We start from the raw sequence: 12240 nt of genomic DNA on the forward strand, positions 1-12240 counted from the left end.
CTGTCTGCCCCGGCGACGCCTAGCCATCTTAATTTTGCAGCAGCCTCCTAGTAAATCCGCACGTCAGATTTAATTTCCTGCAAAATCGTGGTCGATATTTCTTCTATCGATTTTGCAGTCGATGACAACCAGCGTATGCCTTCACGCTTCATCATCAGTTCCGCCTCGTTGACTTCATAGCGGCAGTTTTCCAGTGAGGCATATTTGCTACCTGGGCGACGTTCATTGCGAATTTCTGACAGACGTTCTGGTGCAATGCTCAAACCAAAAATCTTTCCTTTAAATTCGGGTAATGCTGATGGCAACTTGCCGCGTTCAAAATCATCAGGGATCAAAGGATAATTTGCTGCCTTGATGCCATATTGCATGGCCAGATACAGGGTAGTTGGCGTTTTTCCTGAGCGCGAAACACCGACAAGTATCACATCTGCCGTTGATAAATTCTTGTTGGACTGACCATCATCATGTGCCAAAGAGAAATTGATGGCTTCTATCCTGTTTTTATATTCTTCAGAATCTGTAATGTTATGGCTGCGCCCTATGGTGTGAGTGGACTTGACACCCAGTTCCTGCTCAAGTGGTGACACAAAGGTTTGTATCAAATCCATGTGCAAACCCTTGGATTTAAAAACAACCCCAGCCAGGTCAGTTTTAACAAGAGTAGAGAAGACGATGGGGCGATTGCCTTCAGCCGTATAGGCGTCATTGATTTTGCGCACGGCATCGTGGGCTTTTTCCAGAGTATCTATGAAGGGTAAGCGAACTTGTTTAAATTTCAAGTCAAATTGTGTCAATACCGAGTGACCAAAGGTTTCTGCAGTGATGCCGGTACCGTCCGAGACGAAAAAAACGGTACGGTTCGCTGCAGGCCGTGCTTGCTGGAGAGTATCTGACATAGTAATTTTATATGAATAATGGCAATAGGCTGGACGAAATATATTTGTACTCTTAGAAACAAAAAAGACTGCAAATTCTTATTCCGTTTAGATAAATCTTGCAGGACACAATGTAAAATGCTGCAACAGCATGTCAAGCGTGGCTCGCCTCAAGAATAACAAAAAACCAGCGGGATACGAAGCAACACGGCATTAAACAGCAAAGATTTCTTACCATCAAAAAGAGGTTGTTATGTCCAACGCAGCAAATACCGAAGCGACTTATGTTGCCTCGTTTGAGCATTTACGCATGACGGATGTTGAATCCGTCGGCGGAAAAAATGCTTCTTTAGGCGAAATGATCAGCCAACTGGCAACTGCCGGTGTGCGGGTTCCTGGTGGTTTTGCCACCACGGCACAAGCTTTCCGTGATTTCCTGACACATAGTATCGATGGCGGTCTGCCATTGGAAAAGCGCATCGCTGACCGTCTTGAGGGGCTTGATATCGACGATGTCAAAGAGTTGGCAAGAGCAGGTGCCGACATCCGCCAATGGATCATAGACACACCATTCCAGCCGCGCTTGCTCAAGGAAATAGAAGAGTTCTACAGCAAGCTGGTTTCTGACTCTACCGCTGAAATGTCGTTTGCCGTGCGTTCTTCGGCTACAGCAGAAGATTTGCCTGATGCGTCTTTTGCAGGTCAGCAAGAGACTTTCTTGAATGTTGTCGGAATTGACAATATTCTGGAGGCAATGAAACATGTATTTGCCTCGCTGTATAACGACAGGGCGATTTCCTACCGTGTCCATAAAGGTTTTACACACGCTGAAGTCGCCTTGTCTGCCGGTGTACAGCGCATGGTGCGTTCAGACCTGGGTGCCGCTGGCGTGATGTTCACAATAGATACAGAATCCGGTTTCAAGGATGTGGTTTTCATCACTTCCAGCTATGGCTTGGGCGAAACCGTGGTGCAGGGCGCGGTTAATCCTGACGAATTCTATGTCCATAAGCCTATGCTGGAACAGGGCAAATTGCCTGTCATACGCCGTAATATTGGCTCCAAGCTCATTAAAATGGAATTCACAGGCGAAGCCAAGGCTGGTCGTTCGGTTAAGACAGTCGATGTGCCGGTCGAATTGCGTAACCGTTATTCCCTGAATGATACAGAAGTAGTAGAGCTGGCTAAATACGCGACCATCATCGAGAAGCATTATGGCCGCCCTATGGACATCGAATGGGGTAAGGATGGCCGTGACGGCAAGCTGTACATCCTGCAAGCACGTCCGGAAACAGTCAAATCCCAGCAAAAACATACTGATGCACAGCAGCGCTTCAAGCTCAAAGGAAGTGGCACTGTGCTGGTGTCTGGCCGTGCGATTGGCCAGAAAATCGGTGCAGGCCGCGTGCGCGTCATTCACGATCCTTCCGAGATGGAAAGAGTGCAGCCAGGCGACGTTCTGGTAGCCGACATGACTGACCCTAACTGGGAACCTGTCATGAAGCGCGCTGCCGCTATCGTCACCAACCGTGGTGGTCGTACTTGCCACGCAGCGATTATTGCGCGTGAACTCGGTGTTCCAGCTGTAGTCGGTTGTGAAGATGCGACGGATGTGCTGAAAGATGGCACCCTGGTCACAGTGTCTTGTGCAGAAGGTGATGAAGGCAAGATTTACGATGGTTTGCTGGAAACCGAGGTCACAGAAGAAGTACGCGGTGAATTGCCCAAATTGCCTTTGAAGATCATGCTCAATGTCGGAAATCCACAACTGGCATTTGACTTCCAGTCTGTACCGAATGATGGCGTTGGTTTGGCGCGCCTGGAATTCATCATCAATAACAATATCGGCGTGCATCCAAAAGCAATACTGGAATACCCGAATATTGATGCCGACCTCAAAAAAGCAGTGGAATCTGTTGCGCGTGGGCATGCCTCTCCAAGAGCCTTTTATGTAGATAAACTGGCAGAAGGCATCGCGACTATTGCGGCTGCATTCTGGCCCAAGAAAGTTATCGTCCGCTTGTCAGATTTTAAATCGAATGAATACAAGAAGCTCATAGGTGGATCGCGCTACGAACCGGATGAAGAAAATCCTATGCTGGGTTTCCGCGGTGCTGCGCGTTATCTGGCACCGGATTTTGCCGAGTCATTCGAAATGGAATGCCAGGCAATGAAACGTGTACGTAATGAGATGGGCCTGACCAATGTAGAAATCATGGTTCCTTTCGTACGTACTCTGGGTCAGGCTGAAAAAGTCGTGAACCTGCTGGCAAAAAATGGACTCAAACGTGGTGAAAATGGCTTGCGCCTGATCATGATGTGCGAAGTGCCATCGAATGCAATCCTGGCAGAAGAATTCCTGCAATTCTTTGATGGCTTCTCTATCGGTTCCAATGATTTGACGCAGCTGACACTGGGCTTGGATCGCGACTCTGGTATGGAATTGCTGGCAGCAGATTTTGATGAACGTGACCCTGCAGTGCGCGCTTTGCTGTCACGCGCCATCGCTGCTTGCCGCAAACTCGACAAGTATGTTGGTATATGCGGCCAGGGCCCATCTGATCATCCTGACTTTGCTGAATGGCTGATGAAAGAAGGAATAGAATCAATTTCCCTGAACCCTGATTCTGTGATTGATACCTGGCAGAAACTGGCTGCAGTCGGAAAATAAATAGTTTTTCTCTGGAAGTAAAAAACGGGAATTTCTTGCAAAAGAATTCCCGTTTTTGTTGTTGGTGCGCCGCAACATAATTCAATTGAAGCCCCTTGTATTTTTTAGAATTAAGACTAGACTACCGATGTCGAAACTTAAGAAAAAGAAAATCAATACTTCAACAAAATTCCTGAGAAAGCCCTCGTTACCACGCCAGGTAACGGGGGCTTTTTTGTGGGTAAATTTCTATGACGATTACCGATGAAAAATATAAGCCAGTCGTAGAAAATGCAAATGTCGCAAAGTAAATAAGTACAAAAACTGATAAGGAGAATAAGAATATGAACGGATGGATGATGTGGATGATACTGGCTGGTGTAGTCGTGATCTTTGAGTTGTTCACTGGCACGTTTTACTTGTTGATGATTTCAATTGGTTTGGTTGCCGGTGCTCTGGCTGCTGTTTTCCAATTGGGTTCAGCAGGACAAATGATAGTTGCTGCTGTTGTTGGATCGCTCGCAACCATAGCCTTGCACAAGAGTAAATATGGCTGGAAAGAAAATGCAAATGCGGCCAGAGACCCAAATGTGAACATGGATATAGGGCAAACCTTGCAAGTCAATGAATGGAAGGAATTAGGTAATGGCAAGTTTGCCGCGAGAACCATGTATCGCGGCGCGATGTGGGATGTCGAATTACAGCACTCGGCAGGTTATCCCGGTGCTTATATTATTGAAGAGGTACAAGGTAGCCGTTTGATCGTAAGACCGTCGTAGCAGTGCAAAGAATAATTGAAATCACATAAGACAATCTGAATAACAATAAAGGTAAAAAAATGGAAAACATAGGTACAGTCGCTCTGGTTTTACTGGTATTGGGCATAGTGTTTATCTTCAAGACCATTAACGTCGTACCACAACAGCATGCCTGGGTTGTGGAGCGACTTGGTAAATATCATGCCACTCTGGGGCCGGGCTTGAATATCGTGGTGCCTTTTGTTGATCGCATCGCTTATAAACACATACTGAAAGAAATCCCGCTCGATGTTCCGCCGCAGGTCTGTATCACCAGAGACAATACGCAATTGCAGGTAGATGGTATTTTGTATTTCCAGATTACTGATGCCATGCGTGCGTCTTATGGTTCGTCCAACTACATCTCTGCCATCACGCAACTGGCGCAAACCACCTTGCGTTCTGTCATCGGTAAGATGGAGCTAGACAAAACTTTTGAAGAGCGTGATCACATCAATACCACCATCGTTAATGCGATTGATGAATCGGCAGCCAACTGGGGTGTCAAGGTCTTGCGTTATGAAATCAAGGATTTGACACCACCAAAAGAAATCTTGCATGCGATGCAGGCGCAAATTACTGCTGAGCGTGAAAAACGTGCCTTGATCGCTGCGTCAGAAGGCCGCAAGCAAGAGCAGATCAATATTGCGACTGGTGAGCGTGAAGCGTCGATTGCCAAATCTGAAGGTGAGAAACAGGCATCGATTAACCGTGCACAAGGTCAGGCTGCAGCCATACTGGCGATCGCAGAGGCCAGTGCAGAAGCGATACGCAAGACAGCAGCGGCGATACAGTCACCTGGTGGTGCAGATGCGGTCAATCTGAAAGTCGCAGAACAATATGTCAGTGCATTTGGCAACCTGGCTAAAACCAATAACTCCATTATTGTTCCAGCCAACCTGGGTGATATGAGTGGCCTGATCGCTACTGCCATGCAAGTTGTTAAGTCTCAAAAACCCGCAATCACCGAGTCGCCACGACGACCCGTCTGATCAAATGAGGAGCGTGACAGGCTCCTCATTATCGTAACACTACCCACACAAATTTCCGTTGTACTGCTGGCATCTACCAGATGCCAGTAGCGCTGCTGCATGTCCGGAACAAACCGGAACTTTTAAAAAGAAGAGGCTAGGTATGTTTGAAATTATTTTGGCAAGCATCGTTGTTATACTTATTTTGCTGTTGTATAGCAGCAATGTGCTCGTATATATCTCGAATGAAAAAATTGGTATCGTCGAAAAGAAATGGTCGGCCAGCGGTTCTGTCCAGCATGGATTCATTGCCCTAAATGGCGAAGCCGGTTTCCAGCCCGAAGTATTGCGCGGTGGCTTTCATATGTTCTTCCCGTTTCAATATTCCATACACAGACATGACCTGGTGACCATACAGCAAGGCACCCTGGCCTATGTATTTGCCCGTGATGGGCAGGCCATGGCTCCAACCCAGAATCTGGCATGCAATAAGGAGGCAAATGACTTTACCGATGTCCGCAGTTTCCTGACCAATGCTGGCCAAAAAGGTTTGCAACGCAAGATACTGCGTGAAGGTACTTACGCGATCAACCTGGCACAATTTGTGGTGCTGACTGCTGAGCGCGTTTATGCCTTGCCTTTACCTGGTGATGGCAATATCAGTAACGATGGCATCGTGGTTGGCCAACTGGCAGAAATGCTGGATGAACTGCGCTCACGTAACGGTTTCCTGCCCTTGGTGATACGTGACGATAAGCTGGCAGTCATCACCACGCATGAAGGACAGTCTTTGCCCGAGGGCACTATCGTTGCACCTGTAGTGGGCGCTGATCCGCATGAGGGTAATAGTTATCACCATGACTTTCAAAACCCAGAAGTGTTTATAGAGGCCGGCGGTTACAAAGGACGGCAGTTGCAGGTGCTGGTGGAAGGTACCTATTATCTGAATGCCCGTTTTGCCAGTTATGAAATAGTGGAAAAACGTGTAGTGCCGGTTGGCTATGTTGGTGTAGTGGTGTCTTATACCAGTAAGGCTGGTAACGACGTAACAGGGGATGCTTATCGCCACGGTGAATTGGTCAGCAGTGATGAAAAAGGTGTACAGGTAAGCCCATTATTGCCTGGCAAATATGCCCTGAACCCCTATGCTAAACGTGTTATCGATGTGCCTACGACCAACTTTATTTTGAAATGGCAGTCAGGCCAGGTGGGTTCACATGAGCTGGACAAACACCTGAGTGAAGTTTCACTGATTACCAAAGACGCATTTGAACCTGATCTGCCTTTATCTGTCGTCGTCAACATCGACTATAAAATGGCGCCGCTGGTCATACAAAGGTTTGGGGATATCCAGAAACTGGTAGAGCAAACCCTGGACCCTATGGTTGCCGCGTATTTCAAGAACATAGGCCAGGGCAAAACACTCATAGAGTTACTGCAAGAACGTTCAGACATACAGGAACGCGCCAAAGCAGAAATGCGCAAGAATTTTGAAGGTTATAATCTGACCCTGAATGAAGTATTGATAGGCACGCCGCGTGCCAAGACTGGCGACACGCAGATTGAAGTGATTCTGAAGCAATTGCGTGAGCGTCAGGTCTCCAGGGAGCAACTGGAAACTTACAAAACCAAAGAAACCGCCGCCGTACAAGAGCGCATCCTGCGTGAGGCAGAGGCCAGGGCAAAGCAACAGACTTCCATCACCGAGTCGGAACTGGCCGTCAAGATCGCAGAAAATCAAGGTAGTGCAGCCGTGCAGAAAGCGATCAAGGCTGCTGAGGAAGCACGTCAGGTTGCCTCTGGTGCCGCTGATGCCAAACGTACTCTGGCGAATGCTGAAGCTTATCAAATTCAGCAGATAGGTGAAGCACAGGCGAAAGCGACTGAGTTGAACGTAGAAGCTTATGGGGGCCCAGAGCTGCAATTCCAGCAAACAGTCTTGCTGCGTTTTGCCGAAGCGATAGAAAAAGGCCACATCGCCATGGTACCAAGCATACAGACTGGTGGCAGTGGTAGCAGCTCCGCCGTAGATGCTTTCCTCGCACTCGCTGCAAAAGACCTGTTGAATAAAGGGGAGGGGAAAACCGCAGTGATTAATGCCGGTTAATCTCGTATTTGAGAAGTGGCTTTGATCAGGCCAAAGTCACTTCTTCTGTCGTCAGCAAACCAAGCGCTTGCGCTTGTGGCTGCCACAGGCAAATATCTGCCAGTAGTGCTTTCATATCCAGTCCTGTTTCTTGTGATGACTTTACTGCGCACTCATGCATATCTGGATTGTTGTAAGCAGCTTGCAAAAAATAATATTGCCATGGAAGCAGGGTGATCAGTTGCACGCGGTAATTCTGGCGAGTAAATGCGAGGTAACTGGTCTCTGGTTGTGGCGGGGCTGGTAAATCCTGGCCCGCAGGTGTGTGTTTTGCCTGCTCCCAGTAGGCCAGTAAAGGAAAGCTGGTTTTCAGTAGCCGTACGCAGGCCGGGATATGGATGTCTGCATGTGAACCCATGAGCAAGTCAAACGCATTGTGGGTTTTGATATTAAGGTTATTCTCCAGTCCGGGTGCCCGTATTACCTCGGTAAATGCCCGTTCCAGTTTTGCTATCTCCACCGGAAACTGCAATAGCAGGTCTGCTTCGCCAGCTTTTAATGCGTCTGTATTTTGGGCTTGACTCTGCAGAAGGAAGCTGGCAAAACCAGCACCTAAATCATACAAAGACGGCGCACGGGAAGGATGTCGCCAGATATAGTTATGGGCAAAAAAATTAAACAATTCATCGCCCATCAAACGATGTAGAACCGGGAAGTCAGCTTGCAGGCATTCCTGTAAACGCAGGATATAGCCATGGGCATAAATATGCATGCGCGATTGCTTGCCCGGCGTGATCTTGATTACGCGTGACTCTTCCAGTCCCAGATGTTCCTGCGCCAGCAACAAGCCTCTCGCCAGACCACCGGGAGCAGTCATCACTGTTAAAAACCAGTGCTGTAATTGCGATAGCGACGGATCAGGTGCAGGCTGGCTCATGAAGTGCTGAGTTCTTCCAATTGAAAATGCACGGGCGTAGAAATGCTTGAACCCGATGCAGCATTGATTTTCATCTCTGGAAAATGACCAGTCATGACCAAGCGTGCCTTGTCCAGTTCTGCCAGCAAGTCAGGGTAAGCCGGGATATTGGCATCCCATTCCAGCAGTGTAGAAACACCACCCGTCAAGGTTTGTGCCAGCGCATATAAATGCCAGACTGGTGTTGGTACTGGCTGATCATGCGTATCTATCATATAGTCGCCATGATGACTAGGTCCCGCCAGATGAATTTGCACGATGCGGTCCGCAGGCAGGTTGCGTATATAACGTTCAGCATCAAAGCCGTGATTGTAGGCAGACACATAGACATTATTGACATCCAGTAGTAACCCACAACCGGTTTTTTCAGTTAACCGACTTAGAAATTCATCCTCCGCCATGCTGGACTGTTCAAATTCTACGTAGGTACTGGGGTTTTCTATAATCAATGGGCGTTCCAGAAAATCCTGCACTATGCGTACACGTTCAATCACATGCGCTAGCGTGACCTCATTCAAGGGGAGCGGCAGCAAATCATGGGTATTCATGGCTGCAGCACCCGTCCAGCACAAATGATCTGATACCCAGGAAGGTTGCAATTCCTTCGCCAGTTGCCTGAGCTTCTTTAGATAATCGAAATTCAGCGCATCTGTACTGCCTATCGATAGCGAAACACCATGCATGACGATAGGACAGCTTTGCGCTATGCGTTCCAATACATGACGTGCATAACCATGGTTATCAATGAAATTTTCTGTAATCACTTCAAACCAGGCGACTCCGGCACCATGTTCAAGTATGTGCTCAAAATGGGTATTGCGCAGACCAACGCCCAGACCCAGATTGGGCAGGCCCAGGCGTGGCTGCAAAGTGTGCATAGAGTACTGCTCAGGCATGCTTAATCATCAGGTTGATGGTGGCAAAGCCAGGCGCAAATCATTTGGCTTGGGCTTTTCCCCCGGGTTTTTATGGCGCGTGCTCATTACCGTGCTGTAGGCCGCCCAGGCCGTGTCAAACACACTGTCACCTTGCTTGAATTTGATGTTCTTGTTCAATAGATGCTCTGCATGTGGTGGCGCATAATCAAAAGTATACAAAGTCATCGTGCCGCTTGCGGGAAACAGTTGCGACGCAGAGATGGGCACGGCACAGCCACCATAGGTTTTGCAGCGGTTATCGCTTGGCGCGCTATATAAGGTGCCTGTAGGCGGTGGTCCGGGAGGAGCGCCGCAAATACCATGCGAACCACGGTCTGGAGTTGCGGCTACAAGTGCTTCTTTGTCCGCTTCTTTTTCCGGCTTAACAACCATATCTGTCTGGGCAAAACCACAACCACCTTGGGCCTTGCAACCGTTTGAACCACGGCAGCTATGATAAACCGCAATTGCAGCGCATTGACTATTTGCTTCTTCTGATTCCGTCACCTTGTTGGCGTTGAAATCCAGGCCCTGGCAAGAGTGGTACAAAATATTCTTGTCTGGTAGTGGAACACTGACTGACAAATTTGGTGAACAGCCTGTGATCGCCCAGCAAATCGACATACGGTCGCCTGAACCCACCATGGATGGGTAGGGAAAGCTTGTGTCTTTGTTCGTCCAGTATTCGTCCAGTACTGAGGTAATGCCATAAATCGCACCTGCAGATACGCTGCTTAACATCTGCACAGTTTTTGCTCCTTCACTTTTCAGGCGATTCAGTGCACCGGCAACGTCATCAGGTGTAGGGATATTTTGCGGTGCTGACGCCGCATCGTATTCCTCATTGGTCAACATGGCGGCAGTCCACTGATTGCCTGCAACCGCATGCCATTGTTCCCACGTCAACAACTGCTCAGATGCAGCTACTTTAGGGTGCAGTATGTCTTTGCTGATTTCCTGGAAGCGCTCATAGTGATCAAATGCCGCGCTGTGGAAACGTGCAGCAGCATCTCTCGATGCCGCTAACTCGCCATCACCGTCATACGCAGGATAATCAAGCTTCAAGGCTTCGTCGGATTCACGATAATCAGGCTGTACGGCACGCAGTAATTGCGTGCGACGGTAGTGCGTGATCCCTGCGGAATTACCTTCGCCCTGATCGGTAATGGCGCACATCATATCGATGGCCTTGTTTTGAGAGCCTGCCATGCCGCCATCAAGATCTTCAGGGCCGAACAAGGTGTCAAATTGCGGGTATTCTTTTTGCGGATGACTGTCGTTCGGCTGTTTGGGTGTGCTGTGGGCATTGAACATGTCTTTTTGCACCGCATTGTTATCAAAGAGTTTTTCCCATAGTGTCTGACCATCCGTATACTCCATGCTGATGTATCTGGCATAGCATTCATACATATAGCCTATGGTGCCGAACAGTGGCAGGTCAGCAAATCCCTTGTCAGGGTTCCAGTCGGCCAGTGGTACATCAGGGAAGTACTTATTGGCATTGTGGCGCAACTCTTCGCGCGCCTGCTTCTCTGGCTGCTCGATTGCCAAAAACAGTTCTATCTGATTTTTGTTCAGGGACTCCAGATTGACCCTGACATCCTTATAGCTGTTGGTGTCCCTCAGATCAACAATGCAAGGTATGGTGTGCTTGTCTGGCCCGTAACAAATCCAGCCACGCTGACTGTTTTGCAGACCAGAATTTTCAGTAAAGCTGGGATTGACTCCAATCGCTGTAGCGATATTCGCTGCCATCTGCAAATGCAGCATTTCCTGTATGAATACACTGAAGATGACATTGAAGGCACGCTCATTGGCTGTCACGGCTTTTGCTGTGGTAGCCATGCCCGGCCATTGGCGGCCCTTATAATAGTTGTTGCCCTTGGAATTGATCTGGTGCGTGCCATAGATCGAATACATGGAATTCATGTACAACGGTATCGTAAATAATTCGACACTGACAGTCGCCTGGGCAATGGCCCTCACGGCAGCAACATCGGTATCAAATTCTGACAGTGGGCGATTCTTGATGGCGTGCTGCGGTGCTTCAGGTATGGCTGCAAACATGAGACGACTCCTGCGCTGGCTTGGTATCATTAGGGGATATGCGGACGGGGTGATGCAGTAAGGCGTGAACAAAAGCACAATGACTCTAACATAAAAAAATGTGTGCTTGAAAGTATTTGAGCGCACCCGATTCTTTTAAGCCGGCTTGTTTTTTTCGGTATCTTCACAATTCTGGTGCAATCGATATGAAAGAAATTATCAGTCAATGTCAACTCAGTTTATTGCCGCTTGCTGACCCGGTACGGGCACTTGCCATGCGTGCCTATATGAAAAACCGTTTTGAATTTCTGGGCATTCCCGCACCTGACAGGCGCAAGGCGTGTGCAGATATCATCCGGCAATTAAAAACGGCTGATGCGGATGAACTTTTACAGATCGCAAATGGCTTGTGGTCCTGTGAACAGCGCGAATATCAGTATCTGGCAGTGGATATCCTGGCCAGGCATTACCGGCGTTTACGTTTGGAAGATGTGCCAGCCTTGCTCACTTTGGTGCAGCAAAAATCCTGGTGGGATACTGTCGATGGTCTGGCTGGTGTTGTCGGCGACATATTGCAGCAAAATTTGACGGCGAGCCGGGATATACAAGCTGGCATGGATAAAGCTCTTGGACATCCCGATTTTTGGGTAAGGCGCATCGCCTTATTACATCAGTTAGGTTGGCGCGAACAGACCGATGTGAACAGATTATTTAGCTATGCTCTGGCGCTGGCAGACGAAGAAGAGTTTTTCACTCGTAAAGCGATAGGCTGGGCCTTGCGTGACTATGCCTGGCATGATCCAGTTGTCGTAAGAAACTTTTTGCAAGAAAATCAGAGTCGGTTTTCTGGCCTGAGCTACCGTGAGGCCGCTAAAAATTTGGAGAAACTGGGCAAATAGTTACAAAAAAACTTTACAGTTCA

Annotated in this window: 9 protein-coding genes; 5 read left to right on the forward strand and 4 right to left on the reverse strand. The window is 48.3% G+C overall.

Annotated elements, in window-relative coordinates:
* Positions 1 to 47 precede the first annotated feature (47 nt).
* Positions 48 to 896: a pyruvate, water dikinase regulatory protein gene (locus tag UNDYM_RS12515; protein ID WP_162041323.1), complete on the reverse strand. Its 849-nt coding sequence runs from the start codon at positions 894 to 896 to the stop codon at positions 48 to 50.
* Between the two features lie 232 nt (positions 897 to 1128).
* On the opposite strand from UNDYM_RS12515, the gene ppsA reads away from it, so the two are divergent.
* From ppsA to UNDYM_RS12535, 4 genes are all read left to right on the forward strand, one after another.
* Positions 1129 to 3546 (forward strand): phosphoenolpyruvate synthase, encoded by a 2418-nt coding sequence (ppsA, locus tag UNDYM_RS12520; RefSeq protein WP_162041324.1) that lies wholly within the window; start codon positions 1129 to 1131, stop codon positions 3544 to 3546.
* A 323-nt stretch (positions 3547 to 3869) separates the two neighbouring features.
* Entirely contained in the window at positions 3870 to 4304 is a 435-nt protein-coding gene (locus tag UNDYM_RS12525) for an NfeD family protein (RefSeq protein WP_162041325.1), read from the forward strand.
* A gap of 59 nt (positions 4305 to 4363) precedes the next feature.
* Positions 4364 to 5314 carry an SPFH domain-containing protein gene (locus tag UNDYM_RS12530; protein ID WP_162041326.1) on the forward strand — a complete coding sequence of 317 codons (951 nt, stop codon included), beginning with the start codon at positions 4364 to 4366 and terminating at the stop codon, positions 5312 to 5314.
* A gap of 142 nt (positions 5315 to 5456) precedes the next feature.
* Positions 5457 to 7400 (forward strand): SPFH domain-containing protein, encoded by a 1944-nt coding sequence (locus tag UNDYM_RS12535; RefSeq protein ID WP_162041327.1) that lies wholly within the window; start codon positions 5457 to 5459, stop codon positions 7398 to 7400.
* Positions 7401 to 7425: 25 nt separating this feature from the next.
* Here UNDYM_RS12535 and UNDYM_RS12540 read toward each other — a convergent pair whose 3' ends face one another.
* Genes UNDYM_RS12540 through UNDYM_RS12550 form a run of 3 tightly spaced genes read right to left on the reverse strand, consistent with a single transcriptional unit; the run spans position 7426 to position 11339 of the window.
* Entirely contained in the window at positions 7426 to 8316 is an 891-nt protein-coding gene (locus UNDYM_RS12540) for a DNA-binding domain-containing protein (RefSeq protein WP_162041328.1), read from the reverse strand.
* Complete coding sequence (locus UNDYM_RS12545; RefSeq protein WP_162041329.1) at positions 8313 to 9233, reverse strand: DUF692 domain-containing protein; 921 nt, start codon at positions 9231 to 9233, stop codon at positions 8313 to 8315. The genes UNDYM_RS12540 and UNDYM_RS12545 overlap by 4 nt, the downstream gene beginning before the upstream one ends.
* Positions 9234 to 9260: 27 nt before the next feature.
* Positions 9261 to 11339 carry a ferritin-like domain-containing protein gene (locus UNDYM_RS12550; RefSeq protein ID WP_162041330.1) on the reverse strand — a complete coding sequence of 693 codons (2079 nt, stop codon included), beginning with the start codon at positions 11337 to 11339 and terminating at the stop codon, positions 9261 to 9263.
* Positions 11340 to 11524: 185 nt separating this feature from the next.
* On the opposite strand from UNDYM_RS12550, the gene UNDYM_RS12555 reads away from it, so the two are divergent.
* Complete coding sequence (locus tag UNDYM_RS12555; protein ID WP_162041331.1) at positions 11525 to 12217, forward strand: DNA alkylation repair protein; 693 nt, start codon at positions 11525 to 11527, stop codon at positions 12215 to 12217.
* Positions 12218 to 12240: the final 23 nt, after the last annotated feature.

The organism is Undibacterium sp. YM2, assembly GCF_009937975.1.
Lineage (GTDB): Bacteria > Pseudomonadota > Gammaproteobacteria > Burkholderiales > Burkholderiaceae_D > Undibacterium.